Here is a 24,632-nt window from a genome sequence, read left to right as displayed (position 1 = left end):
TACAGGCGATGATTAACTACAGTGTTTTAACGGATACAGGTATCGGGATTCGCCCGGCACGCTGGTGATTCGGTACTTATGAGGCGGCACGTCAAAATAGTTCTTGAACGTACGCGTCAGGGTTTGCTGCGATTCAAATCCGTAACGCTCCGCCAGATAAAGGATCGGCTCATTGCTTTCTTTCAGTTTCTGGGCAATTTCCGTCAGCTTGCGGCTGCGAATATATTGACCTAATGAATGACCGGTCTCTTTTTTGAACATCCGTTGCAGGTGCCATTTGGAGTAACCCGAACGCTCTGACACTTTTTCAAGGGAGAGCGGCGATTCCAGGTTATCCTCGATCCAGTCCAAAATGCTATGAATGGTGATAGCGTCAGTATTGCGTCTGGACATCGTCATACCTCTTTTTTTCTGTTTACGGCAGGATTTTCTTCAGCAGAAGCTCAAGGGTTGCCACTTCATCTGCCGTTAAGTTTTTTGTTAGTTCCTGATGCAGTGTTTGTCCTACTAATTGATGACATTGCTCGCACATGGCCGCGCCATCGCTGGTTAGCTTCACCAGTACGCCGCGTTTGTCATTCGGGTTAGGGCTTCGTTCTATCCATCCTTTGCAGACGAGACGATCGAGCATGCGGGTTAACGCACCCAGATCGACAGAGAGCACCTTTTTCAGCTCAACCGGCGTGATACACACTTCGCAGCGAATGGAACACAGCACTTTGAACTGTGTTGCGGTGATATCCAGCGGTGACAGGTAGTCATTGAGCAGGCGATCTTTTTTCTGATTGACCATATGAATAAGACGACCCAGCGGAACAACGTCGTTAAAGATATCACTGGTGCTTTTCACAATGGTTGCCCTGGCAAGTAGTTAGTCACGGCAGATATTATTGCTCAGGCAAGTATAAGTCAACTGAATGAATCAGCCGATGCCACGAATTGCTAAAACGTTTCATGAACTTTTTTTGAGGTCTTTCAAATCATAGAGATAACTGACAGTTATCTTTTCTGAAGGAAAATAATCGTTACGTTGCCCCCATGGCTGAATGCCACACTTTCCCCCTATAATTGCTGTGTTAAATATGGATAAGGACGACAACGCACTATGTTGGATTTAATTAAAGCAGTCAGCCTCGGGCTGGTGGTCTTGCTGCCGTTGGCTAACCCGTTAACGACGGTGGCGCTTTTCCTCGGGCTGGCAGGGAACATGAACAGCGCCGAGCGCAACCATCAGTCGATGATGGCCTCGGTGTATGTGTTTGCCATCATGATGGTGGCTTATTACGCCGGACAGGTGGTGATGAATACCTTCGGGATTTCCATCCCTGGTCTGCGTATCGCCGGGGGGCTGATTGTGGCCTTTATTGGTTTCCGCATGTTGTTCCCGGCGCAAAAAGCGCATGAGTCGCCGGAAGCGACCAGCAAATCGGAAGAGCTGGAAACCGAACCGAGTGCGAATATCGCCTTTGTGCCGATTGCCATGCCGAGCACGGCGGGGCCGGGGACTATCGCGATGATCATAAGCTCCGCGTCAACGGTGCGTGACAGCGCAACTTTCCCGGACTGGGTACTGACGGTTGCGCCACCGCTGATTTTTGCGATTATCGGTCTTATCGTGTGGGTGTCGCTGCGCAGCTCCGGCGCCATTATGCGCTGGGTAGGTAAGGGCGGTATCGAGGCAATTTCCCGTCTGATGGGCTTCTTACTGGTCTGTATGGGCGTGCAGTTTATTATTAACGGCGTGCTGGAGATTATTAAGACCTATCATTAAGTTCATTGCCGGGGGGCGCTGCGCTTACCCGGCCTACAAATCGTAATAACGTAGGCCGGGTAGGCGAAGCCGCCACCCGGCACCAACAACCCTCACCCGTGCTGCCCCTGTTCCTCCAGCGCCACCGGCCACTTACGGAAGATGAGTACCGACCAGATCAGCGCCACCAGGGCCGGAATAGCCCCCAGATAGCCAATGGCCGACATCGACACGTGCAGTATGACCTGATTTCCCACCAGCGCCCCCGCGCCAATGCCCAGATTGAAAATCCCCGAGAACAGCGACATGGCGACGTCCGTCGCATCCGGCGCCAGGGCCAGCACTTTCACCTGCATACCCAGGCCAATAATCATGATCGCCACGCCCCAGAACAGGCTGAGGATCGCCAGATGGCTTTCACTGCCCGCGGCGGGCATCAGCAACAGCAGACAGCCCAGCAGCAGGCCGATGGCGCTGCTCACCAGCAGGGAGGCGTGCCGGTTACCCAGCTTGCCAAACAGTACGCTGCCAATAATGCCCGCGCCGCCGAGGATCAGCAGTAAGACGGTGGCAAAGTTGGCGCTAAAGCCCGCCACCACCTGCACAAACGGTTCAATGTAGCTGTACGCCGTGTAGTGTGCCGTCACGACGATGGCGGTCAGCAGGTAGATGCTCAGCAGCGCAGGGCGACGCATCAGCAGCGGCAGGCTTTTCAGCGAGCCGGAATGTTCGCTTGGCAGCGCGGGCAGCAGTTTAATCAGGCATACCAGCGTCACCAGCGCGCCCATCCCAATGGCGAAGAAGGTCGTGCGCCAGCCGAAGTATTGCCCCACGATGCGGCCAATCGGCAGACCCAGCACCATCGCCAGTGCGGTACCGGTAGCAATCAGGCTCAGCGCCTGCGCGCGTTTACCCGCCGGCGCCAGGCGAATCGCCAGCGACGCGGTAATCGACCAGAACACCGCATGGGCAAAGGCGATGCCGATACGGCTCATGACCAGCACCGTAAAATTCCACGCCATAAACGACAGCACATGGCTCGCAATGAACAAGACAAACAGACCGATCAGCAGCCTGCGCCGCTCCATCTGGCTGGTCAGCAGCATAAACGGCAAAGACATCAGTGCCACCACCCAGGCGTAGATGGTCAACATAATGCCCACCTGCGCCGTTTCCATCTGGAAACTGTCAGCGATGTCCGACAACAGCCCAACCGGCACAAATTCTGTGGTATTAAAAATAAACGCGGCAACTGCCAGCGTGACCACGCGTAGCCACGCGACCCTGCGGGAAACTGTGTTCGTTGTCATAGGGATGTCTGAGATTCGTTGCTGAAAAGAAGAGGAGACGATCTTAAAACGTCGAACGGCGAAAACTCAACCATTATGTGACGCAGATCTCAATATTTACCTTATGAAAGCGGTAGCCGGGGACGCTGTTTTCATTGAATATAAAAGAACAACACAATAAAAACAGGCGGTAAGACAATGCAGGAGATTGATTTTTATCTGGTCGATGCGTTCAGCGATACCACGTTTGGCGGTAATCCGGCCGCCGTGTGCCCGCTGAAAGCATGGTTACCCGATGAGATCTTGCTGAAGATGGCGCAGCAGCATAATCAGTCGGAAACGGCGTTTTTCGTCTGCAGCAAAGGGGGCATTGAGCTACGCTGGTTTACCACGCTTAGCGAAGTCAATCTCTGCGGTCACGCTACGCTGGCGGCGGCGCACGTTCTGTTTACCGAGCTGGATTACCCGGACGCGCGGATCCACTTTGATACCGCCTCTGGCCGCCTGACGGTCACCCGGGAGGGGGAGTGGATGACGCTGGACTTCCCGGCATGCCCAACCCATGAAGAGACGCCCCCGCCGGAGATGCTTTCGGCGCTGGGTATCAGCCGCTACGTTGAAGCCCGTAAAGGGCGCGCCTGGGTCATCGTTCTGGAAAATCGCCAGCAGGTCGAGGCCCTCGCCCCGGACTTTTCGGCGATGACGCCGGGCGAGCATAAGGTGAGCGTGACGGCGCGCGGTGAGGGGGAATACGATTTTGTCAGCCGCTTTTTCTCCCCCGGCGTTTCCGTACCGGAAGATCCAGTCACCGGCTCCGCGCACACCATGCTAATTCCCTGGTGGAGAGAAAAATTGGGGAAAACAGCCATGCTTGCCCGTCAGGTTTCCACGCGCGGCGGCGACGTGCGCTGTGAACTGAAAGGCTCGCGCGTGCTGATGAGCGGACAGGCTTCACTTTATCTGAAAGGCACAGTTTTTCTGCGCTAAATACCCATAACAAGAGAGGAAGAGACAATGCAGGAAATTGATTTTTATCTGGTGGATGCCTTCAGCGACAAAACCTTTGGCGGCAACGCGGCAGCGGTATGTCCTCTGGAGGAGTGGCTGCCGGACGAGACGCTGCTCAAAATGGCGCAGCAGCATAACCAGTCTGAAACCGCCTTTTTCGTCCGTACCGACGGTGGGTTTGAGCTGCGCTGGTTTACCACGCTGGATGAAATTAACCTGTGCGGCCATGCCACGCTTGCCGCATCGCACGTTATTTTCGAATACCTTGACTATCCGCACACTGAAATCACCTTCACCACGCGCTTCGTGGGCGAGCTGACGGTTAAACGCAGCGGCGACTGGCTGACGCTGAACTTCCCCGCGTGGTCAACGGAGGTGATCGAGAACCCACCTGCGCTGTTGTTTAGCGGTCTGGGCATCACAGAGGCAAAAGAGGTGCGCGTTGGACGTGATTACCTGGTGGTGCTGGAGAGCCAGCAGCAGGTAGAAGCGTTAACGCCGGATATTGGGGCAATGCTTCCGCTGGATAAAATGATCTGCGTGACGGCGCCGGGCGATAAATATGACTTCGTCAGCCGCTTTTTCTGCCCGGGCGAAGGGGTGCCCGAAGATCCGGTCACCGGATCTGCCCACAGCATGCTGATCCCTTACTGGAGCGAAAGGCTGGGTAAAACGTCACTCAATGCCCGCCAGGTGTCACACCGTGGCGGGGATCTGCGCTGCGAGCTGAAGGGCGACCGCGTGCTGATCGGCGGTCAGGCCACCCTGTATCTGAAAGGGCGTGTCTTTTTGCGCTAACAGGGCGGAGCGATAAGTTAATACTATGAAGCACCCTGGCAGGCCTGCGCTATGTTGAAATTTAGCCTCATAAAAAAGCAAGGAGCCTGCCATGTATTCCATTACCTCTGAATCTGCACGTCACCCGGACATTCTTAGCCTGATCGCGGCGCTTGACCGCTATCAGAGCGAACTCTATCCCGCTGAAAGTAATCATCTGCTCGATCTGGCTGCGCTGCCGGAAGCCTCGCTGATCCTGATGATCATTCGCGACCAGCAGCTTCAGGCCGTTGGCTGTGGCGCTATCGTGCTCAACGGCGACGGTACGGGCGAGATGAAGCGGGTCTATATTGACCCGGCCCATCGTGGCCAGCATCTGGGAGAGACGCTGCTGGCCGCCCTGGAAGATGAGGCTCTGAGCCGTCATTGCCATACGGTACGGCTGGAGACGGGCATCAAGCAGCATGCCGCGGTGCGTCTTTATGAACAGTGCGGATACGATTTGCGCCCGGCGTTTGCCCCGTACGTTGACGACCCGCTCAGCCTGTTTATGGAGAAGGCGCTGGTTGAAGACGTTCGTTTAGCAGCGCTATAAAGGCCTCCAGCTGGCGGGTCATCGCCCCGCGTCGCCACACCAGCCAGGTGGTGAGCCAGCGCCAGTTTTCTGCCAGCGGCCAGGCTTCCACCTGATGATGCCCAGGCATACTCTCCAGCATCGAGCGCGGCATCAGCGCGATGCCCGCGCCCGCAATAACGCAGGCGAGCATGCCGTGATAGGATTCCATCTCATGAATGCGGCCGGGCGCGGCGCGGTCAGCGTGAAACCAGCTCTCCAGGTGTCGGCGATACGAGCAGTTGGCGCGAAAGGCATACACGTCGCTGCCGCTGACCTGCGCGGCGCGCGTCACCTCCACATGCCCGGCAGGCGTGACCAGCATCATCTCTTCCCGGTAGACCGGCATTCCTTCCAGCTCCGGGTGCGACAGCGGCCCGTCGACGAAGGCGGCGCTGAGGGTTCCCTCCAGTACGCCATCAATCATCGTCCCGGATGGCCCGGTCGAAAGGGCAAACTGAATGCGCGGATAGCGCTGGTTAAACTGTGCCAGCGTTTCCGGAATGCGCACGGCGGCGGTACTTTCCAGCGCGCCGAGGGCAAATAACCCCTGCGGCTCATCCCCCGCGACAACCATGCGCGCTTCATCCACCAGCGCGAGGATCTGCTTGCTGTAGCGCAGGAAGTTATGCCCGGCCGGGGATAAACGCAAACGCTGGTTCTCACGAATAAACAGCTCAACGCCGAGATCGGCTTCCAGCTGGCGAATGCGGGTCGTCAGGTTAGACGGCACGCGATGCACCTTTTGCGCCGCCTGGGTGATACTGCCCGTCAGCGCGACGGCGTTAAACATCTCAAGCTGGGTTAAATCCATAGTGTTCTCGTTTCGTGAATAAGGTGGTTAGTATTATTCATTTTTAAGAAATAGCAGAGTGGGCCACAATTAATCAACCGAAAAACGTGGAGAACACCATGACTTATTCCTCTGCAACACATGCCTTCTCTGTCAACCCGGCCACGGGTGAAACCCTCGCCGCGTATCCGTGGGCGACGCCGGAACAGGTTGAACGCGCGATTTCTCAGTCCGACGCGGGCTATCGCCAGTGGCGTCGCGAAAGCGTCTCCCACCGGGCGCAAAAGCTGCGCGATCTTGGCGCCGCGCTGAGTCATCGCGCTGAAGAGATGGCGCAGACGATCTCCCGTGAAATGGGCAAACCCATTCAGCAGGCGCGGGCCGAAGTGGCGAAATCCGCCGGCCTGTGCGACTGGTACGCCGAGCACGGCCCGGCGATGCTGCGTGCGGAACCCACGCAGGTGGAAAACCAGAACGCGGTTATTGAATACCGTCCGCTGGGACCGATCCTCGCAATAATGCCGTGGAACTTCCCGCTCTGGCAGGTGCTGCGCGGCGCGGTGCCGATTCTGCTGGCAGGGAACAGCTATCTGCTCAAACACGCGCCCAACGTGCTCGGCTCGGCGGATCTTATCGCGCAGATTTTTGCGGACGCGGGTTTCCCTGAAGGCGTGTTCGGCTGGGTGAACGCCACCAACGACGGCGTCAGCCAGGCGATTAACGATCGTCGTATTGCGGCGGTGACCGTCACCGGCAGCGTGCGTGCCGGGGCAGCCATTGGTGCTCAGGCGGGGGCCGCGCTGAAGAAATGCGTTCTTGAACTGGGCGGCTCAGACCCGTTCATCGTTCTCAACGATGCCGACCTGGATCTTGCCGTGAAGGCGGCGGTAGCAGGCCGCTACCAGAATACCGGACAGGTGTGCGCGGCGGCAAAACGCTTCATTGTGGAAGAAGGTATTGCGGACACCTTTACCCAACGCTTTGTCGATGCGGTTGCGGCCCTGAAGCTGGGTGCGCCGGACCAGGAAGAAAACTATCTGGGCCCGATGGCGCGTTTTGATCTGCGCGATGAACTGCATCAGCAGGTACAGGCGACGCTGGCAGAAGGGGCAACGTTGCTGCTGGGCGGTGAGAAAATCAGCGGCGAGGGGAATTATTATGCGCCAACCGTGCTGGCGAATGTCACCCCGTCGATGACGGCGTTCCGTCAGGAGCTGTTTGGTCCGGTCGCGGCCATTACGGTCGCGAAAGACGCGGAGCACGCCCTGATGCTGGCCAACGACAGCGATTTTGGTCTGTCAGCCACGGTCTTTACCGCCAGTGATGCGCTGGCAGAGACCTTCTCCCGCGAGCTGGAGTGCGGCGGGGTGTTTATCAACGGCTTTAGCGCCAGCGATGCGCGCGTAGCCTTTGGCGGTGTGAAGAAAAGCGGCTTTGGCCGCGAGCTTTCCCACTTTGGCTTGCACGAGTTCTGTAATGCGCAGACGGTGTGGAAGGATCGCGTGTAATCCTTAATATCGGCCCTCATCGCGAGGGCCGTTGTCACTATTCTGCAATGGTTCTGTCATTTTCATTTCGTAGACTCGCTCGCGTCTAACGCCTTGTAAATGAAGTAATTATGAACCTAACGCAAATTTTTCGCCGTATTGCGCAGCGTCTCACCCCCCGTCACTTTGGCCTGCTGACGGGTATCTTTTGCATCATTGGCCTTTTCTCCGCGCTGCAGCTCTCCTCGTCACTTCTGCTTAATGCCTCCCTGAACGAAGCCCAGCGCAACGAGCAGCACAACCTGTTGGCCTGGCAGCAGCAGAGCAAGCTGGATTTGGCTCGCGTCTCTCTGCTGGCCGCAAGCGATCTCCTTAACCGCTCCGGCGTCTGGTTTATGCAGGATAAAGAGACCGGCTCCGACGGAAGCTGGCATAGCCTGATGGATGACGCGCAAAAGGCGCTGACGGTTTCGCAGCAGGCATGGAAGGCCTGGCTGGCGCTGAATCCGCCGAAAGACGACGCGCTGGTGAACAGCTATCAACTTTTCTACGGTGCGATCAAAGAGCAGGCGGAAGGTCTGGTTAAAACCAACACCATCGACGCTTTTTTTGCCGTCCCGGCGCAGGCGTTTCAGACGGATTTTAACGACAACTATGCGCGCTATCAGCAGGCAAGCGAGAAGCAGGCGATGCAGGGGCGTCAGAGCCTCATGGCGCAGCTCTCCGACCTGCAAACGTTATTCCTGTTTGCGCCGGTGCTGTTAGTCGCCATCGCCGCTGTCGTCTGGTTCGGTATGTCCCGATGGGTGATTACACCGCTGCGTCGGCTCATCGCGCATATCAACCGGCTGGCAGCAGGGGATCTCTCCGGCACGCCGCCGAACGTTATGCGTTTCAATCGCGAGATTGGGCAGCTTAGTGACAGTATTGCCACGATGCAGCTTGGCCTGCAGCAACTGGTGACGCAGGTCAGCCATGCCACGGCGACCATGGTGGAGAACATTGATGCCCTGGCACAGGGTAACCAGAAGCTGTATCAGCAGTCGGCACGTCAGGCGAAAGAGCTTGAGGATGTGACGGCGCATATCGCGGCGCTGGAAAGCCACGTTGAAGGCAATACCGGGTATGCCAGACTCGCCAGCGCCCGGGCCGATGAAGCGCGCCAGGCAGCCGTGGGGGGAGACCAGATGATGTCGACCGTGAACGCGTCCATGCAGGCGATCGTCGACCGATCGTCAGAGATGCGCGGGATCGTGGCGATGATCGACAGCGTGGCGTTTCAGACGAACATCCTGGCGCTGAATGCCGCTATTGAGGCGGCCCATGCCGGAAATCAGGGGCGAGGGTTTGCCGTCGTTGCCCGGGAGGTTGGGCTGCTGGCCAGAAAGAGCAGCCACTCGACGCAGACCATTCAGGAGCTGATCAACCGCTCGGTGCAGGGGATTGAAGACGGTTCTCGTGCCGTCACCCTGATGGAAGAGAATCTGCAGCAGGTCACCGGTCTGGTGGGCAATTTAAGCAGTTTGCTTAATGAGATCTCCACCGCCACGCTCAGTCAGGGAGACAGTATTCACCAGATGACGCGTCAGCTTCAGGCGCTGAACCAGGTCTCCCGTCAGACGGATTTGCTGGTCTCTGACGCCTCGGATGCTTCTGAACGTCTGCAAAAGCAATCCGATCTTTTATTGCAGGCCGTTTCGCGTTTTCGTCTTAGCGCCTGACGCAATACATAAGCCTCTGTTATACTCGCAGCCCGTTTTAGCCTGAGGGCAAGGAGCAAAGTGTGGCTGCGGTCATCCATAATGAGATGTTGGACGAGATTCTGGCGCAGGTTCGTCCGTTAATTGGAAAGGGGAAGGTTGCCGACTATATTCCGGCCCTTGCCTCGGTCAGCGGGAATAAGCTGGGCATTGCTATCTGTACCATCGACGGACAGCGATACCAGGCAGGGGATGCAACAGAACGTTTTTCCATTCAGTCCATTTCGAAAGTGCTCAGTCTGGTTGCGGCGATGCGCCAGTATGAAGAAGACGAGATCTGGCAGCGGGTGGGCAAAGATCCGTCCGGCCAGCCTTTTAACTCGCTGCTTCAGCTCGAGATAGAACAGGGTAAACCGCGAAATCCCTTTATCAACGCCGGGGCGCTGGTGGTCTGCGATATGCTGCAAAGCCGCCTCAGCGCGCCGCGTCAGCGTATGCTGGAGATCGTGCGGCAGCTTTCGGGCGTCGACGACATTGCCTACGATCCAGTGGTGGCCCGCTCGGAATTCGAACATTCCGCCCGTAACGCGGCCATCGCGTGGCTGATGAAATCCTTCGGCAATTTCCATAACGACGTGGCGACCGTCCTGCAAAACTACTTCCATTACTGCGCCCTGAAGATGAGCTGCGTTGAGCTGGCTCAGACGTTCTTGTTCCTGGCGCATCAGGGGCACGCGCCGCATCTCGATCAGGAGGTGGTTTCACCTCTGCAGGCTCGCCAGGTTAACGCGCTGATGGCGACCAGCGGGATGTATCAAAACGCCGGCGAGTTTGCCTGGCGCGTTGGTCTCCCGGCTAAATCGGGCGTCGGTGGCGGAGTCGTGGCTATTGTGCCGCATGAAATGGCGATTGCGGTCTGGAGCCCGGAGCTGGATGAAACCGGAAATTCGCTTGCCGGTGTGGCGGTTCTGGAGAAACTGACCCAGCGTATGGGACGTTCAGTCTACTGATGTCTGACCTGGATCCTCTTTTTTCCCGTCTGGCGCGATCGACGTTTCGCTCGCGCTTTCGCTTAGGCGATAAGGAACGGCAGTACTGCTGGGACAAAGGCCCGGATACCATTGACCAGCATGCCGCGGATTTTGTTGAAAAGCGTCTTGCCCCTGCACAACCTGCAAACGACGGGAAACAGACGCCCATGCGCGGTCACCCGGTGTTTATCGCCCAGCATGCTACCGCCACCTGTTGTCGGGGCTGCCTGGCAAAATGGCATAATATTCCACCGGGTGTTCAGCTCACCGCGCAGCAGCAGCAGTATATCGTCAGCGTCATTCACCACTGGCTGGTACTGCAGATGAACGCCTAAATTTGACGAGTTATGATTCCGCTGTATTTGTGTTATAGATGCATCTTAAGTGAGCTTCGATCGTGCTGACGACCGCAATAATTGCCATAAGCTTTCATATGGAATGATATTTAATGCGTTCTGCTCTTACCGCTTTCAGACCGTTCCAGCCTGACACGCCGCTGCGAAATGCATCGACGATCTTTATTCTCACCACCTTGTTCTATTTTGTGGGCGCGGAATTACGTCTCGTGGAGGCCTTGTCGCTGTTCTGGCCACTCAATGGCGTGATGGCAGGGATCTTTGCCCGTTATGTTTTCCTGAATCGCCTGCATTACTATGCGGTATCCTATGTCGCGATGCTGTTGTACGACGCGGTCACGACCAGCTGGGGGATGGCCTCCGTGGTGATCAACCTGTCTAACATGGTCTTTATCGTCGTTGTGGCCGTGCTGGTTCAGCGTGACAAGCGGCTGATGAAGAAAACCCCCGATCCGCTTAACGCATTACGCCTGTTCAACTACTGTCTGATCGCCGCGCTGCTGTGCGCGTTGCTCGGCGCGGTAGGTTCGGTCGGGATTGACAGTCATACGTTCTGGCCGTTGTTCGCCGACTGGTTTAGCGAGCAGTTCTCAACCGGCGTGCTTGTTGTGCCGTGTATGCTCACGCTGGGCATGCCCGTGCGCGAATTCAGGTTGCGTCTGGAGCAACTGTTACCGGTTATTGCGCTAATTGTCTCGGTGGTCGCGTCGGTGGTGATCGGCGGAGCGGGGAGCCTCTCTTTTCCTCTGCCTGCGCTTATCTGGTGTGCGGTACGCTACCCATTGCCTGTGACCTGCTTGCTGACGTTTGTCACGGGCGCCATAGAAATTATTCTGGTCGCCAATTCGGTGATTAATATTGCCGTGGCGACGCCGTTTACCACCCCAATGATGTTTTCTGCCCGGCTGGGTATTGCCACGATGGCGATCTGTCCGGTGATGGTCTCCGTCAGCATGGCTGCCATTAATTCCCTGATCCGTCAGGTTTCCCTGCGGGCGGATTATGACTTCTTAACGCATGTTTACTCGCGTTCCGGGCTTTATGAGGCGTTAAAACACGAAGAGACGCACCGGCACTCGCGCTTTCTGACCGTCATGCTGCTGGATATCGATTACTTCAAAAGCATTAATGATAACTATGGCCACGAGTGTGGTGACCGCGTGCTGGCGTCATTTGCCAGACAGGTTCAACAGGTTGTCGGCGAAGACGGCATGGTTGCGCGAATGGGCGGGGAAGAGTTCGCGGTGGTGGTAAACTCTGGTAATGCGCAAAACGGTTATGAACTGGCGGAGCGTATCAGAACCACCGTCGCCAGCCATCCTTTCACGTGGCGCCACCAGACGCTCTATCTGACGGTCAGTATTGGCCTCGGAAGCGGAAAGTCTGAGTCATGGCAGTTGACCGAGGTCTTCAACACGTTGATGGCCGAAGCGGACGATCATCTTTATCGTTCAAAAAAAGCGGGTCGAAATCGTACCAGTGCCCGGATGTCGGACGAGCAGGTTGCCGCGACCTCCGGGAGTGAAATATAGCTGCGTTAATCGTCATAAGGCATTGACGTGAATAGCAAGCGGCTTAACAGGATGTTCGAACACTGACAATGTCTCTGTTTAAGCTACGCTTTTAGTAACGCTTTACGTCAGGAGACATTATGAAAGCACCTGCAACCCCTGAAAATGAAACAGACAGACTGAACTCGCTGCGCGAATCCGGTTTGCTTGAGATCGACAGCTCCCCGGCGTTTGACCGGTTAACACGTCTGGCAAAGCGCTTCTTCCAGGTGCCGCTGGCGATGGTCAATCTGATTGATGAGCATTCACTTATTGTGAAGTCGGCCGACGGGCAGGCACCCAATTCCGTACCGCGTAACATTTCGTTTTGTGGCCATACGATCCTCACCGAAGCACCACTGGTGGTGGGGGATATGCTGCAGGACGATCGTTTTGCGGATAATCCGCTGGTGGCCGGTGAACCTCGCGTGCGTTTTTACGCGGGCTTCCCGCTGCGCCTGCGTGACGGCGCGAGCGTGGGCTCGCTCTGCCTGATTGACTACGCGCCCAGGGAGTTTTCAGCGGCCGATCTCGCCGTGCTGGGGGATCTTGGCGCGCTGGCTGAAGATGAGTTTGCCGCTATCAGCGCGGCGACAACGGATGAATTAACGGGTTTATTCAACCGTCGGGGCTTTAATCAGCTGGTGCGGTTCACGCTTTCTGTTGCCCGGCGCCGGGCTGAGCCGCTCACGCTCGGCTGGCTGGATTTGGATCGCTTTAAGGAGATTAACGATCGCTACGGGCATGAAGAGGGCGATAAGGCGCTGAAAGCCATGGCGCAACTGATGCGTGCTTCTTTCCGTGAAGCGGATCTGCTGGTGCGTTTTGGCGGGGATGAGTTCGCTGTGCTGTTCGCGGATACCGACGAGCAGGGTGCCTGGATTGCCATGCAGTATCTCGCTGAGCAGGTGGAACACTATAACGCCCGCAAGCTGCATCCCTGGTCGCTTCATTTCTCATGGGGTCTTAGCGAATTCGATCATAACGGCAACGACCTGCAGCAGTGGTTAAAAGATGCCGATGAAAAGATGTACGCCATGAAACAGCAGCGCCAGCGCGCCCGGTGACATAACAAAAGCCTATGTCCGATCTGCTTGCGTTAATAAGTTGTTAAATACAAAGTGAGTGTATTCAACGTAAGGAAAAACAATGAATACCTCACTGCAAATCAAAAATCTCACCCGGGAAGAGATCCTCACCCATCTTGATGCGCTGGCCGGGATCCTCGAAAACTGCGTAAACGGCGGGGCATCCGTCAGCTTTATGCTTCCTTATGGACTGGATAAGGCCCGTATTTTCTGGCGCGGTATTGCCGAAAGCGTCGCGCGTGGCGAGCGGCTGGTGCTTGCCTGCGTCGATGCGCAGGACGGCGTCATCGGAACGGTGCAGCTGATCACAGATCAGCCGGAAAACCAGCCGCATCGCGCCGATGTGGCGAAGCTGCTGGTTCACGAGAAAGCGCGCCGGAAAGGGGCCGCGATGGCATTGATGGAAGCGCTGGAAGCTGAGGCCAGAGCCAGAGAGATTTCGGTGCTGGTGCTCGATACCTCCACCGGCAGCGGGGCCGAGACTTTCTACCAGCGTGCCGGCTGGCAAAAGGTTGGTGAAATCCCGCGCTATGCCCTGATGCCGGACGGTGCCATGACATCCACGTCCGTGTTTTATAAGTTCTTATAATTTTTCTGCACAACTACGCGACGTATTGATCAAAACAGGGTTTCTGGTCGTTAAGTTTTGATAAGTTATCGTACCAATCTTATCAGGCTGTATGACTAATCATAAAAGGAACCTCTTGTGAACACGCTCAACCGTCGCGATTTTCCCGGTGCTCTGTATCCCGAACGCATCATTCAGTTTGGTGAAGGCAACTTCCTGCGCGCGTTTGTCGACTGGCAAATTGACCTGTTAAACGAACATACCGATCTTAACGCCGGCGTAGTTATCGTCCGTCCGATTCAGAGCGACTTCCCGCCGTCACTGAATACGCAGGACGGTCTCTATACCACGCTCATTCGTGGTCTGAATGAGAAGGGTGAGGCGGTGAGCGCGAGCCGGCTTATCCGCTCCGTTAACCGGGAAATCGACGTCTACGACCAGTATGATGCGTTCCTGAAGCTGGCACACAATCCGGATATGCGCTTTGTTTTCTCGAATACCACCGAAGCGGGTATCAGCTACCACGAGGGTGACCGGTTCGACGATGCCCCTGCGGTGAGCTATCCGGCGAAGCTGACGCGTCTGCTGTTTGAGCGCTTTAGCCACTTCAACGGTGCGGCTGACAAGGGCTGGATCATCATTCCCTGCGAGTTGATTGACTACAACGGTGACGCACTGCGTGAACTCGTCTTGCGCTATGCGCAGGAGTGGGCGCTGCCCGCCGCCTTTATTCAGTGGCTCAACGACGCCAACAGTTTCTGCTCGACGCTGGTTGACCGTATCGTGACGGGGTATCCACGTGACGAAGCGGCTGCGCTTGAAGCTGAGCTGGGTTATCACGATGGGTTCCTGGACACGGCCGAACACTTCTATCTGTTTGTTATTCAGGGACCTGCATCCCTTGCCCGCGAACTTCGTCTGGATAAGTACCCGCTAAATGTACGGATTGTCGACGACATCAGACCCTACAAAGAACGCAAAGTTGCCATTCTGAACGGGGCGCATACGGCGCTGGTGCCGGTCGCCTTCCAGGCCGGGCTGGATACGGTAGGCGAGGCGATGAATGATGCGGAGATCTGCGCGTTCGTCGAAAAAGCAATTTATCAGGAGATCATTCCGGTCCTCGATTTGCCGCGTAACGAGCTGGAATCTTTCGCCAGTGCGGTGACTGGGCGTTTTCGTAACCCTTACATCAGACACCAGCTGCTTTCCATTGCGCTTAACGGTATGACCAAATACCGTACCCGCATCCTGCCGCAGCTGCTGGCAGGGCAGAAGGCAACGGGGCAATTACCGGCACGTCTGACGTTTGCCTTAGCCGCGTTGATCGCGTTCTACCGCGCGGAGCGTAACGGGGAGAGCTATCCGGTGCAGGATGATGCGTGCTGGCTGGAACGCTATCAGCAGCTCTGGGCGCAGCACCGCGATCGGCAGTTGAGCACCCGTGAGCTGGTGCAGTCGGTGCTCAGCGCGCGCGAACACTGGGAGCAGGACTTGACACAGGTAAGCGGTCTTGTCGACCAGGTCACGCTGGACCTTGATGCCATTCTGCTGAAGGGCATGCGCGCTGCGGTTAAACCGCTTTGTTAATGCGTTCACCCGGCTTCGGCCGGGTTTGAATACGATCTATTTAGTTACAACATACTATTAGCTTTGTTTTTAAAAAGCACATGCAGCACTGTGCGGATTTCGCTAATCAGGGGAGAAAATGCAATGTCCCGTTAACAAGCTTGCAACGGTGACGTGGATCTCGTTTAATAGCCTCGCTCTTTTCTTTCCTGAAACTCACTATGATCGTTCGTCCTAAACAGCACTGGCTACAACTGATTTTTGTCTGGCACGGTTCGGTACTGCCTAAGATCTATACCCGATTGCTGCTCAATTTCCTGCTTTCTATTGCCGTTATCCTGATGTTGCCGTGGTATACCTCACTGGGCATCAAATTTACCGTGGCGCCATTCAGCATTCTCGGCGTGGCGATCGCTATCTTTTTGGGTTTCCGAAACAACGCCTGTTATTCGCGCTACGTTGAGGCTCGCCTGCTCTGGGGGCAGTTGATGATAGCGGCACGCTCGCTGTTTCGCGAGGTAAAAAACACCTTGCCTGACGATAAGCACCTTGGCGAATTCGTGCGACTGCAGATTGCTTTTGCCAACTGCCTGCGGATGACCCTGCGCCGGGAGCTGAACGCAGAGCAACTCTCTCGCTATCTTTCTCCGGATGATTTACGTCAGGTGATGAACGCCAGCGCGCCCGCGAACCGTATTTTACTGATCATGGGGGAGTGGCTGGCCGTGCGTCGACGTAACGGGCAACTCTCAGACATCCTGTTTCACAGCCTGAATAACCGTCTGAACGATATGTCCATCGTCCTGTCCGGCTGCGAGCGCATTGCGACCACGCCAGTACCGTTTGCCTACACGCTGATTTTGCACCGTACGGTCTATCTGTTCTGCATTATGCTGCCGTTTGCGCTGGTGGTGGATCTGCACTACATGACGCCCTTTGTCTCGGCGCTGATTTCATACACCTTTATCTCGCTGGACACCCTGGCGGAAGAGCTGGAAGACCCGTTTGGCACAGAAGATAACGACCTGCCGCTGGACGCCATCTGCAACATGATGGAACGCGATCTGCTGCAGATGAACGACGAAGAGAATATTCCGGAAAGGCTGGTGCCGGATAAGCACTATCAGCTGACCTGACGGGCGTTCCACTCGTCGCGGGTGATCTCCCACAGCTCGGAGTCCAGCATCCCGCTGACGTAGGCTTTCTTCTCCGTCCTGATAAGCCGCATGCCGCTACTGTCTGAAATACGACGGGAGCGGCTGTTAGCAGCGGCCTTCGGGGCCCGCAAAACGGATTTGTTTAGCGTGTTGAACCAGTAATCCGTCGCGGCAATGCTGGCTTCGCGCATATATCCCTGACCCTGGAACTCCGGCGCGAGCCAGAACCCGCGGTTGTTATCCTCGACGTCGTACAGGCAAATAATGCCCATCAATTCATCCGGCACCTCACGTCGCCGGATGCTCCAGAACCAGGCAATCCCTTTCGCCATATCCGGCAGCGCCACGTTGTTGACATAGTTTTCCGCGCCGTTATCCGGATAGGGCCAGGGCACGGAAGAGACCATATAGCGGACAATCTCCCAGCGCGGATACAGCGTTTGTATCTGGACGGCATCTTCCGCAACCAGTGGTTTCAGCAGTAAACGTTCTGTCGTGAGCGTCGGTATCGTCATGCGCGGATCTCCCTATTTAGGCGTTATGCTTTTGTTTGCGTTCTAGTATTTTCATCTCTATCACATTCTGTTGAGACGTGCTGTGGTTATTCACTACCAAAGATGGGTTGCATCTCTAATGGCGAAATTTTAATGGAATTTTTGTCTCTTTTAGTTGGACGCGTATTCCAGAATCTCTTGCAGCATGGCAGAGAGATAGAGGAAGCTGTTACCCGTGGGGATACCCGACCCACTCCCGAGCTTGAACGGTATTTTTCGCGCCCCCTCAGCGAGCTTCCGCGTCAAAATCCTTATCCGGTAGCTATGCTGTTACCTCTGTTTTTAGTGGCGTTTGCGTTAAACCTTTTGCCTTTTCTCAGCACGTTGCAGGGTTTGTCTCCTTTACATCATGCATTGAGCTTTTTCTTACCATCATTGACGATGACAGGCGCGCTCATTGTGACAAGCGCACTACTGGCTCGTGGTAAGACGTCGGGATTGTCGGGCTTTATGGCGTTGTTCATCATCCTGCTGATAACGACCCTCGTTCAGGTTCTACATATCCTGCTTTCTCATGATGGAAGCCTCTGGCCACTCGTCATTGCATCTTTCGCGCTGTTACTTTGTCGGATGGTGATGAACAGCAGCGGCTTTGTGCTGTTTACGCTCTATTGTCGTACTCAGCGTCTTGCCAGATCGGCACGGGAAATGCGGCTAAAAAGCCGTTAAAGGGGGAGCTGATGACATTACGAAAAGCCAGGCCACAGGAAGCCGAAACACTCTGGAATATTCGCAACCAGGCGATTCGTCACGGCTGTAAAACCAGTTACGACGCAGAGGTCATTGCGCGCTGGACGCCTGATCTGATGCCCGAACGCTATCGGCAGATGGTCATTGAATACCCTTTTTACGTGGTTGAAGATGAAAAGGGCGATGTTGCGGCAAGCGGCTATCTCGATCTGGATACCCATTGTCTGGAGGCGATTTTCACCTTGCCCGCAGCCTTCGGTAAAGGCATGGCGACCCGGATTATTGAGGCACTCAAACATGAGGCCCGCAGCCGGGGGATAACCCGCCTGACCCTCGATGCGACGCCTAACGCCCAGTCGTTTTATCAGAAGCTTGGGTTTGTTACGCTGAGAGAACATAATCATCATTCGCGTATGGCGGGGGCTTATTTACGCTGTTTTGAAATGGCAATTGACCTGTAATGTGAGGAAAACATGGCAGTTACGGTAAGACCTTTACGCGCAGAGGATTATTCCCAATGGCGACCGCTGTGGGATGGTTACACCCATTTTTATGATTGCTTCCTCGAGGAATCCGTCACCGCAGCGACGTGGGAAAGGGCGCTCTCAGCGCATTCATCGATGTTCTGCCGGGTCGTGGAGAAGGACGAAAAGGTCATCGGTTTCGCGATGTGTGTTCTGCATGAAGGCACCTGGTCAACCGCGCCCATCTGCTACCTGGAAGATCTGTTTGTTGATGCTACCGAACGCGGGGCGGGAGCCGGTAAGGCGCTCATTGACGCGCTGATTGACGAAGGCAAGCGCGAAGGGTGGTCGAAACTGTACTGGGTCACCCGGGAAAACAACCCGGCGCGTAAACTCTATGACAAATATGGTGAAGCTGACGATTACGTCCGCTATCGTCTCTCCCTCTAAAACTTCAGCGCCTGTGTTTGTATCACACTGTATCAGCGTCCCGGATACATACACAGGCTTGCAATAAACCCGCTTTCGCACATATCCGCTATACATTGAGGTGTTGTGATATCCCCGTGAATTGTACTCAACCGGAGATACCAACATGTTCAGCAAACTTGCTTACTCAACCCTCGCACTGACCGTTTCGCTTGGCACCGTGATGTCCTGTCAGGCCGAAGTCACTGGCACAAACGTCGCCGCAGCCTTTGATCATCCTCAGCAAATTAACGCCGGTGATCTGAATGTCGGTTATGTCGACATTGGCCCGAAAGACGGTCAGCCGGTTATTTTACTGCACGGCTGGCCCTACGATATTCACAGCTATGCCGAGGTTGCACCCGCACTGGCGGCAAAAGGGTACCGGGTCATTGTGCCGTCTCTGCGCGGCTACGGTACCACGCGTTTCCTGTCAGCAAACACACCGCGCAACGGCCAGCCCTCGGCGATGGCGAAAGATATCGTTAATCTGATGGATGCCCTGAATATCAGGCAGGCGGTATTTGCAGGATATGACTGGGGCGCCCGGACGGCGGATATCGTCGCGGCGCTGTGGCCTGAGCGCGTAAAATCACTGGTGTCGGTGAGCGGGTATCTCATCAGCAGCCAGCAGATTGGCAAACAGCCGCTGCCGCCAAAAGCAGAGCAGCAGTGGTGGTATCAGTTCTATTTCGCCACCGCGCGCGGTGCTGAAGGCTATGCCAAAAACACGCATGACTTTGCGCGCTTAATCTGGTCGCAGGCCTCGCCTGACTGGAAATTTAGCGATGCGGTCTTTAACGCCAGCGCCAAATCCCTCGATAATCCGGACCACGTCGCGGTGACGCTCAGTAATTATCGCTGGCGTTTAGGGCTGGAAAAAGGCGAGCGTAAATACGACCGCTACGAGCAAAAACTGGCCACGCTGCCGAATATCACCGTCCCAACGATCACCATCGAAGGCGGCAACAACGGCGCGCCGCATCCGGCACCGCAGGCCTATGCAGCTAAATTTACCGGCAAATATGAGCACCGCACCTTCGGCGCAACCGTGGGGCATAACCCGCCTCAGGAAGATCCACAGGATTTCGTCAAGGCAGTTATCGACGCGGATAAGCTGTGAAATGTGCTATTTTCAGTACGTTACCCTTCGGTCTGGAGAGTTCGGTGGAACATATTGACCACATCCTTGTCGTCGATGACGACAGGGATATTCGTGAACTGATTGTCGATTATCTCGATAAGTCTGGCTATCGCGCGACGGGCGCGGCCAACGGCAAAGAGATGCGTAGCGTACTGGATAAACAGCATATCGACCTGGTGGTGCTGGACGTCATGATGCCCGGCGATGACGGTCTCACGCTATGCCGGCAGTTACGCAGCGGCAAACATAAAGATCTGCCCATCCTGATGCTGACGGCGCGCAATGAGGAGACGGACAGGATCCTGGGTCTGGAGATGGGGGCGGATGACTACGTGGTGAAGCCGTTTGTCGCCCGTGAGCTTCTGGCACGCATCAAAGCGATTTTACGGCGTTTTCGCACGATGCCGCCCAATCTACAGGTGACAGAAGCAGGGCGGCTGGTGATGTTCGGTGAATGGCAGCTCGATACCGTTGCTCGCCACTTAATCGACCCGGAAGGGGTGATTGTGGCACTCAGTGGGGCGGAGTATCGTCTGCTGCGCGTTTTCCTGGACCATCCGCAACGCGTGCTGACCCGTGACCAATTGCTCAATCTGACGCAGGGTCGTGACGCCGAACTGTTTGAACGTTCTGTCGATCTGCTGGTAAGCCGGGTGCGCCAGCGTCTCAATGAAGATGCCCGCACGCCCGCCTATATCAAAACCGTGCGCAGCGAAGGTTACGTCTTTACGATGCCGGTGACCATCAAAGAGGTTAACGAATGACGCTCTGGCCACGCTCTCTGCTGGCCCGTTTGCTGATCGTCGTGCTGTCCGGTTTGCTGCTGGCTAACGCCCTGAGCCTGACACTGGTCATGACTGAACGCATGCACAGCGCGCGCACGGTGATGCTCGGTAATCTGGAAAACGATGTCGCAACCAGCGTCGCCATTTTAGACCGCTTACCGGCCAGCGAACGCGCCGCCTGGTTGCCTCGGCTTGAACGAGGTAACTATCGTTATATTCTGGGTACAGGGGAACCCGGCGCAGCGCCGACGGATAAGCGTTCGCAAGATGCCATCCGAACCTTAAAAGCGACGCTTGCCGCGCATTACCCACTTAGCTTTACCGCGGTTCCCGGCGCCATTTCGCATATTCAGGCCCATCTTACATTACGCGATGGCGCGCCGCTGACCATTGACCTGATCCCGCGCATGCCGCCCGTCGCCAGCTGGCTCCCGATCGTTCTCGTTTTGCAGCTGCTGGTTCTGGCCGTCTGCGCCTGGATCGCCGTGCGGCAGGTGGTACGGCCTTTTTCACACTTTACCCGCGCGGTGGACGCGCTGGATCCGGCGGCCAGCACGCCAATGACGGAAAAGGGGCCGCTTGAGGTGCAGCGGGCAGCGCATGCCTTCAACGCCATGCAGGCGCGCATTCAGTCTTATCTCCGGGAACGCGCACAGATCCTGGCCTCGATTTCCCACGATCTCCAGACGCCCATTACTCGCATGAAGCTGCGTGTCGAAATGGCCGGGGAACCGGAACTACGCGACAAGCTCCTCAATGATCTTGATAGCATGTCTCGTCTGGTGCGAGAGGGTATCGCGTATGCCCGGTCATCAGAATCACTGGAAGAGACGTCGCTGAAGCTGGAGCTGAACGCCTGGGTCAACAGCATCGCCAGCGATTATCAGGACATTGGTAAAAACGTGCAGTTTCAGGCAAGCGAAACCCGCTTGCCCATCGTCACGCGTCCACAGGCGCTTCGTAGAGTGATGACTAACCTGCTGGATAATGCGCTGAAGTTCGGCGGCGGTGCCGTCATTGCCATTGATATTTCGTCTGCCGAAGAGGTGGTGATTCACATTGTGGACGACGGGCCGGGAATACCCGAAGCCGAACTGGAGGCGGTTCTGCAGCCGTTTTATCGGGTTGAAACCTCGCGTAATCGCGATACCGGCGGGACAGGACTCGGCCTGGCGATTGCCGCGCAACTGACCGTACAGCTGGAAGGAAAACTCAGGCTGGCGAACCGCGCCGGAGGTGGACTGGATGTCGCCATTACGCTACCGCGTCGTTCGTAAAATTGTACGGCTTTGTATCTCCCGGCCTGGGTGATACAGAGCCAGACAAAAACCGCGCGTTTACACATATCCTGAACACATCAGGACGATGAAATAGCCTCACTGCAGTGTCGCAGGACGTGTAATGTGAGGTCATTATGTTTCTGTTAATCGCTTTTCTGGGTGGGATGATAAGCCTGCTCAGCCCATGTACGCTCCCGGTTATTCCACTCCTGTTTGCCGGTTTTCAGGGGCAACGACGACATATTTTGGCCCTGCTCGCAGGGATGGTCGTGATGTTCACCCTGGTGGCGATGGTCGTCACCGTCGCCAGCGAGTGGATAACAGAGGCGACCATTGTCGGGCGCTGGATCGCGCTCGTCATTCTGGCCACCGCCGCGCTGGCCTTAATTTTCCCGTCTTTCGCCCAGCGTATTGCCGGTCCGGCCGTCAGCGCGGGAAATGTCCTCAACACCCGAAGCGGGCAAACGCGCGGAATGGCATCGGCTTTTCTGGCCGGGCTTGCGGTAGGACTGCTCTGGTCTCCCTGCGCGGGCCCCATCCTGGGAGCGATCTTCAGCATTAACATTGCGGGGCATTCCGCCATTACCACCGGCGCACTGCTGGCTGCCTATGGCAGCGGATGCGCGCTGATGCTGGGATTACTCGTCACTGGAGGCCGCACGCTAATGACCCCGCTGAGAGCAAAATCGGCACTCATGGCGAAGCTGCGTCAGGGGGCGGGGGTGGCGATGTTAGCGTCAGTCGTCCTGAATGCGACGGGGATGACCTCGTTGCTGAAAGGCGCTAACGGCGTCGCAGACCGTCTTGAGACCGCGCTCTTAAACCTGGCAAAACCCACAACCGCGACGGTGAAGCTCCAGCCGGTGGCAATCGCTGAGCCCAGCAGCCAACTGCCTCCGCTAAGTGGTGGAACAGGATGGATTAATGGTGACCCTGTCACGTCTGAATCATTGCGAGGGAAGGTTGTTCTGATTGATTTCTGGACCTGGGACTGCATTAATTGCCAGCATACGCTCCCATATGTGCGGGAGTGGGCTACAAAGTATCAATCGCAGGGTCTGGTGGTGATTGGGGTTCACACCCCGGAATACCCTTGGGAAAAACCGCTTTCGTCGGTTAAAAATGCGGTGAAAAAGTGGCAACTGCCGTATCGGGTCGTGACGGATAACAACTATCAAATCTGGAATGCGTTCGGCAACCAGTACTGGCCAGCGCATTACTACTTTGATGCCAAAGGGCAGCTGCGCTATACCGCCTTTGGCGAGGGGAATTATGCGCAGCAGGAAAAGGTTATCCAGCAGTTGCTCAAAGAAGCCCGCCTGTAATCGGATCAGGGCTGGCGTTGAGCCACGATAAACAACCGAGGAAAAGCCAGCAGTATCTGCCCGTTTTCCTGAAGCGGATACTGCTCTTCCAGCAGTTCATGGTAGCGTTTCAGGAAACGTTTCTGTTCGCTCTCATTCAGTTCCTGGAGCCAGGGCCGCAGGCCGGTGGCGCTTACCCAGTCAATAATGGCCTGATGAGAGCTCATTTTGTGATAATAGGTTGTCCGCCAGATATCCACGTCACAGCCAGCCTCCGACAGAATATCGTAATAAGCATGTACGCCCGGCAGAGGTTCGCGGCCCCGGTCTGGGTAGTCTTGCTCCAGCGCCACTTCACGCATCGCCACATGAGTAGGTTCCAGCCAGTTGTCGGGCATCTGGATCGCCAGCACGCCATTTAACTTAAGCAGGGAGACAAGATGCGGCAGGAGATCGTAATGGTCCGGAACCCATTGCAGCGACGCGTTGGCATAAATCAGGCTCAGCGGCTGGCCAGGCTTGTACTGCCGGATATCGGCCTCAACAAAGTGGCAGTCAGGTAAGGCGGCGCGTGCTTCCTCGAGCATAGCAGGGGAGTTATCGACCCCGGTGATGTGCGCAGAAGGCCAGCGATGCTTCAACAGTGCCGTGCTGTTGCCCGGACCGCAGCCCAGATCGGCGATAGTCGCAGCCTCATCCAGAGGAATTCTGGCGAGCAATTCGGCGGCTGGACGCGTTCTTTCTGCGCCAAATTGCAGGTAAAGAGAAGGGTTCCAGTCGGCCATCATCAATTCTCCGTCTTACATGATTCAGCAAGAATAGCACAGGCAGATGTCTGTAAAGCGGTACCGACGAGGGTTTTGGGCAGATGAAATCAGCAGAGTCAGTAAAACGAAGGGAAGGTAGAAAAAATAAGCAAACGGAAATATTACCCCTTAAAAGATTAAGGGGCAATGTTTTTATTGTAATTATTTTGTGATTATTGTTTTTTAATATTTTATCGGCAAAGTGCTTCTTATGCTCTGTACCCGAAACTTTAAATATTAGATAATCATCGATGGGTATATCCCTGGTGTTTCGTAGGTCTTTGACCTCCTGACCGCTTAGTTTTGCGAGAACTTCGTGGTCAGGTACTTTTTAAGTATAGGGAATATGCGGCACAATGAAAGCTGTCCTTAAAGACAGGTGATAATAGTTTCAGGTGTTA

General features: G+C 55.8%; 26 protein-coding genes. 20 read left to right on the top strand and 6 right to left on the bottom strand.

Features of this window, described 5'->3' with window-relative positions; genetic code table 11:
* Positions 1-12: 12 nt before the first annotated feature.
* Positions 13-393, bottom strand: a complete 381-nt coding sequence (gene marA / locus BFG58_RS03340; protein WP_008502237.1) for an MDR efflux pump AcrAB transcriptional activator MarA — start codon at positions 391-393, stop codon at positions 13-15.
* Positions 394-415: 22 nt separating this feature from the next.
* A complete protein-coding gene (gene marR / locus BFG58_RS03335) occupies positions 416-850 on the bottom strand; it encodes a multiple antibiotic resistance transcriptional regulator MarR (protein WP_008502236.1) in 435 nt (144 codons plus the stop codon).
* A 255-nt stretch (positions 851-1,105) separates the two neighbouring features.
* Here marR and BFG58_RS03330 point away from each other — a divergent pair, with 255 nt between their 5' ends.
* On the top strand, positions 1,106-1,771 hold the full coding sequence (locus BFG58_RS03330; protein ID WP_069719240.1) for a MarC family NAAT transporter: 666 nt from the start codon (positions 1,106-1,108) through the stop codon (positions 1,769-1,771).
* A 92-nt stretch (positions 1,772-1,863) separates the two neighbouring features.
* Here the strand turns inward: BFG58_RS03330 and BFG58_RS03325 are convergent, their stop codons facing one another.
* Positions 1,864-3,060, bottom strand: a complete 1,197-nt coding sequence (locus tag BFG58_RS03325) for a sugar transporter (RefSeq protein ID WP_063621608.1) — start codon at positions 3,058-3,060, stop codon at positions 1,864-1,866.
* Between the two features lie 177 nt (positions 3,061-3,237).
* Between BFG58_RS03325 and BFG58_RS03320 the strand changes: the two genes are divergently transcribed.
* The 3 genes from BFG58_RS03320 (at position 3,238) to BFG58_RS03310 (ending at position 5,419) form a co-directional block, all read left to right on the top strand.
* Positions 3,238-4,026: a PhzF family phenazine biosynthesis protein gene (locus tag BFG58_RS03320; protein ID WP_069719239.1), complete on the top strand. Its 789-nt coding sequence runs from the start codon at positions 3,238-3,240 to the stop codon at positions 4,024-4,026.
* A gap of 27 nt (positions 4,027-4,053) precedes the next feature.
* Positions 4,054-4,845, top strand: a complete 792-nt coding sequence (locus BFG58_RS03315; protein WP_069719238.1) for a PhzF family phenazine biosynthesis protein — start codon at positions 4,054-4,056, stop codon at positions 4,843-4,845.
* 91 nt (positions 4,846-4,936) lie between these two features.
* Entirely contained in the window at positions 4,937-5,419 is a 483-nt protein-coding gene (locus BFG58_RS03310; protein ID WP_024908460.1) for a GNAT family N-acetyltransferase, read from the top strand.
* Here the strand turns inward: BFG58_RS03310 and BFG58_RS03305 are convergent.
* Positions 5,373-6,251: a LysR family transcriptional regulator gene (locus BFG58_RS03305; RefSeq protein ID WP_032674777.1), complete on the bottom strand. Its 879-nt coding sequence runs from the start codon at positions 6,249-6,251 to the stop codon at positions 5,373-5,375. The genes BFG58_RS03310 and BFG58_RS03305 overlap by 47 nt on opposite strands.
* 98 nt (positions 6,252-6,349) lie before the next feature.
* Here BFG58_RS03305 and sad point away from each other — a divergent pair, with 98 nt between their 5' ends.
* From sad to BFG58_RS03260, 9 genes are all read left to right on the top strand, one after another.
* Positions 6,350-7,738 (top strand): succinate-semialdehyde dehydrogenase, encoded by a 1,389-nt coding sequence (gene sad / locus BFG58_RS03300; protein ID WP_069719237.1) that lies wholly within the window; start codon positions 6,350-6,352, stop codon positions 7,736-7,738.
* A 110-nt stretch (positions 7,739-7,848) separates the two neighbouring features.
* On the top strand, positions 7,849-9,438 hold the full coding sequence (locus BFG58_RS03295) for a methyl-accepting chemotaxis protein (RefSeq protein ID WP_069719236.1): 1,590 nt from the start codon (positions 7,849-7,851) through the stop codon (positions 9,436-9,438).
* A 62-nt stretch (positions 9,439-9,500) separates the two neighbouring features.
* Positions 9,501-10,427: a glutaminase B gene (gene glsB / locus BFG58_RS03290; RefSeq protein WP_045910537.1), complete on the top strand. Its 927-nt coding sequence runs from the start codon at positions 9,501-9,503 to the stop codon at positions 10,425-10,427.
* Complete coding sequence (locus BFG58_RS03285; protein ID WP_069719235.1) at positions 10,427-10,783, top strand: DUF4186 domain-containing protein; 357 nt, start codon at positions 10,427-10,429, stop codon at positions 10,781-10,783. The genes glsB and BFG58_RS03285 overlap by 1 nt, the downstream gene beginning before the upstream one ends.
* A 113-nt stretch (positions 10,784-10,896) precedes the next feature.
* A complete protein-coding gene (locus BFG58_RS03280; protein WP_048030476.1) occupies positions 10,897-12,336 on the top strand; it encodes a GGDEF domain-containing protein in 1,440 nt (479 codons plus the stop codon).
* A gap of 119 nt (positions 12,337-12,455) precedes the next feature.
* Positions 12,456-13,421 (top strand): sensor domain-containing diguanylate cyclase, encoded by a 966-nt coding sequence (locus BFG58_RS03275; protein WP_048030475.1) that lies wholly within the window; start codon positions 12,456-12,458, stop codon positions 13,419-13,421.
* Positions 13,422-13,503: 82 nt separating this feature from the next.
* Positions 13,504-14,031 (top strand): GNAT family N-acetyltransferase, encoded by a 528-nt coding sequence (locus BFG58_RS03270; protein WP_048030473.1) that lies wholly within the window; start codon positions 13,504-13,506, stop codon positions 14,029-14,031.
* A 117-nt stretch (positions 14,032-14,148) separates the two neighbouring features.
* The gene (locus tag BFG58_RS03265; RefSeq protein ID WP_069719234.1) at positions 14,149-15,600 is read left to right on the top strand and encodes a tagaturonate reductase; all 1,452 of its coding nucleotides are present in this window, start codon (positions 14,149-14,151) and stop codon (positions 15,598-15,600) included.
* A gap of 200 nt (positions 15,601-15,800) precedes the next feature.
* Positions 15,801-16,715, top strand: a complete 915-nt coding sequence (locus BFG58_RS03260) for a bestrophin family protein (protein ID WP_048223212.1) — start codon at positions 15,801-15,803, stop codon at positions 16,713-16,715.
* Here BFG58_RS03260 and BFG58_RS03255 read toward each other — a convergent pair.
* A complete protein-coding gene (locus tag BFG58_RS03255) occupies positions 16,703-17,251 on the bottom strand; it encodes a GNAT family N-acetyltransferase (protein WP_045910544.1) in 549 nt (182 codons plus the stop codon). The two genes, BFG58_RS03260 and BFG58_RS03255, sit on opposite strands and share 13 nt — an antisense overlap.
* A gap of 132 nt (positions 17,252-17,383) precedes the next feature.
* Between BFG58_RS03255 and BFG58_RS03250 the strand changes: the two genes are divergently transcribed.
* The 7 genes from BFG58_RS03250 (at position 17,384) to BFG58_RS03220 (ending at position 23,446) form a co-directional block, all read left to right on the top strand.
* Positions 17,384-17,959, top strand: coding sequence for a hypothetical protein (locus tag BFG58_RS03250; RefSeq protein ID WP_069719233.1), 576 nt, complete (start codon positions 17,384-17,386; stop codon positions 17,957-17,959).
* A gap of 11 nt (positions 17,960-17,970) precedes the next feature.
* The gene (locus BFG58_RS03245; RefSeq protein ID WP_069719232.1) at positions 17,971-18,441 is read left to right on the top strand and encodes a GNAT family N-acetyltransferase; all 471 of its coding nucleotides are present in this window, start codon (positions 17,971-17,973) and stop codon (positions 18,439-18,441) included.
* A 12-nt stretch (positions 18,442-18,453) separates the two neighbouring features.
* Positions 18,454-18,894 (top strand): GNAT family N-acetyltransferase, encoded by a 441-nt coding sequence (locus tag BFG58_RS03240; protein ID WP_069719231.1) that lies wholly within the window; start codon positions 18,454-18,456, stop codon positions 18,892-18,894.
* Between the two features lie 145 nt (positions 18,895-19,039).
* The gene (locus tag BFG58_RS03235) at positions 19,040-20,035 is read left to right on the top strand and encodes an alpha/beta fold hydrolase (RefSeq protein ID WP_063621625.1); all 996 of its coding nucleotides are present in this window, start codon (positions 19,040-19,042) and stop codon (positions 20,033-20,035) included.
* Between the two features lie 44 nt (positions 20,036-20,079).
* Positions 20,080-20,820 carry a response regulator gene (locus BFG58_RS03230; protein WP_069719230.1) on the top strand — a complete coding sequence of 247 codons (741 nt, stop codon included), beginning with the start codon at positions 20,080-20,082 and terminating at the stop codon, positions 20,818-20,820.
* Positions 20,817-22,118, top strand: coding sequence for an ATP-binding protein (locus BFG58_RS03225; protein ID WP_069719229.1), 1,302 nt, complete (start codon positions 20,817-20,819; stop codon positions 22,116-22,118). The genes BFG58_RS03230 and BFG58_RS03225 overlap by 4 nt, the downstream gene beginning before the upstream one ends.
* Positions 22,119-22,255: 137 nt before the next feature.
* Positions 22,256-23,446 carry a cytochrome c biogenesis protein/redoxin gene (locus BFG58_RS03220; RefSeq protein ID WP_069719228.1) on the top strand — a complete coding sequence of 397 codons (1,191 nt, stop codon included), beginning with the start codon at positions 22,256-22,258 and terminating at the stop codon, positions 23,444-23,446.
* A 5-nt stretch (positions 23,447-23,451) separates the two neighbouring features.
* On the opposite strand, the gene tam is transcribed toward BFG58_RS03220, so the two are convergent.
* The gene (tam, locus tag BFG58_RS03215; protein WP_048224425.1) at positions 23,452-24,210 is read right to left on the bottom strand and encodes a trans-aconitate 2-methyltransferase; all 759 of its coding nucleotides are present in this window, start codon (positions 24,208-24,210) and stop codon (positions 23,452-23,454) included.
* Positions 24,211-24,632: the final 422 nt, after the last annotated feature.

It is taken from the genome of Enterobacter sp. ku-bf2, assembly GCF_001742765.1.
GTDB classification, from domain to species: Bacteria; Pseudomonadota; Gammaproteobacteria; order Enterobacterales; family Enterobacteriaceae; genus Enterobacter; species Enterobacter quasiroggenkampii.
Note: the sequence above shows the minus strand (reverse complement) of the source record. Positions and strands in the feature narration are given on the sequence as shown.

Excerpts from the sequence above, each read along its gene's own strand:
- marA (WP_008502237.1), bottom strand. The coding sequence starts at position 393 with ATGTCCAGACGCAATACTGACGCTATCACCATTCATAGCATTTTGGAC.
- BFG58_RS03330 (WP_069719240.1), top strand. The coding sequence starts at position 1,106 with ATGTTGGATTTAATTAAAGCAGTCAGCCTCGGGCTGGTGGTCTTGCTG.
- BFG58_RS03325 (WP_063621608.1), bottom strand. The coding sequence starts at position 3,060 with ATGACAACGAACACAGTTTCCCGCAGGGTCGCGTGGCTACGCGTGGTC.
- BFG58_RS03320 (WP_069719239.1), top strand. The coding sequence starts at position 3,238 with ATGCAGGAGATTGATTTTTATCTGGTCGATGCGTTCAGCGATACCACG.
- BFG58_RS03315 (WP_069719238.1), top strand. The coding sequence starts at position 4,054 with ATGCAGGAAATTGATTTTTATCTGGTGGATGCCTTCAGCGACAAAACC.
- BFG58_RS03310 (WP_024908460.1), top strand. The coding sequence starts at position 4,937 with ATGTATTCCATTACCTCTGAATCTGCACGTCACCCGGACATTCTTAGC.
- BFG58_RS03305 (WP_032674777.1), bottom strand. The coding sequence starts at position 6,251 with ATGGATTTAACCCAGCTTGAGATGTTTAACGCCGTCGCGCTGACGGGC.
- sad (WP_069719237.1), top strand. The coding sequence starts at position 6,350 with ATGACTTATTCCTCTGCAACACATGCCTTCTCTGTCAACCCGGCCACG.
- BFG58_RS03295 (WP_069719236.1), top strand. The coding sequence starts at position 7,849 with ATGAACCTAACGCAAATTTTTCGCCGTATTGCGCAGCGTCTCACCCCC.
- BFG58_RS03285 (WP_069719235.1), top strand. The coding sequence starts at position 10,427 with ATGTCTGACCTGGATCCTCTTTTTTCCCGTCTGGCGCGATCGACGTTT.
- BFG58_RS03280 (WP_048030476.1), top strand. The coding sequence starts at position 10,897 with ATGCGTTCTGCTCTTACCGCTTTCAGACCGTTCCAGCCTGACACGCCG.
- BFG58_RS03275 (WP_048030475.1), top strand. The coding sequence starts at position 12,456 with ATGAAAGCACCTGCAACCCCTGAAAATGAAACAGACAGACTGAACTCG.
- BFG58_RS03270 (WP_048030473.1), top strand. The coding sequence starts at position 13,504 with ATGAATACCTCACTGCAAATCAAAAATCTCACCCGGGAAGAGATCCTC.
- BFG58_RS03260 (WP_048223212.1), top strand. The coding sequence starts at position 15,801 with ATGATCGTTCGTCCTAAACAGCACTGGCTACAACTGATTTTTGTCTGG.
- BFG58_RS03255 (WP_045910544.1), bottom strand. The coding sequence starts at position 17,251 with ATGACGATACCGACGCTCACGACAGAACGTTTACTGCTGAAACCACTG.
- BFG58_RS03250 (WP_069719233.1), top strand. The coding sequence starts at position 17,384 with ATGGAATTTTTGTCTCTTTTAGTTGGACGCGTATTCCAGAATCTCTTG.
- BFG58_RS03245 (WP_069719232.1), top strand. The coding sequence starts at position 17,971 with ATGACATTACGAAAAGCCAGGCCACAGGAAGCCGAAACACTCTGGAAT.
- BFG58_RS03240 (WP_069719231.1), top strand. The coding sequence starts at position 18,454 with ATGGCAGTTACGGTAAGACCTTTACGCGCAGAGGATTATTCCCAATGG.
- BFG58_RS03235 (WP_063621625.1), top strand. The coding sequence starts at position 19,040 with ATGTTCAGCAAACTTGCTTACTCAACCCTCGCACTGACCGTTTCGCTT.
- BFG58_RS03225 (WP_069719229.1), top strand. The coding sequence starts at position 20,817 with ATGACGCTCTGGCCACGCTCTCTGCTGGCCCGTTTGCTGATCGTCGTG.
- BFG58_RS03220 (WP_069719228.1), top strand. The coding sequence starts at position 22,256 with ATGTTTCTGTTAATCGCTTTTCTGGGTGGGATGATAAGCCTGCTCAGC.
- tam (WP_048224425.1), bottom strand. The coding sequence starts at position 24,210 with ATGGCCGACTGGAACCCTTCTCTTTACCTGCAATTTGGCGCAGAAAGA.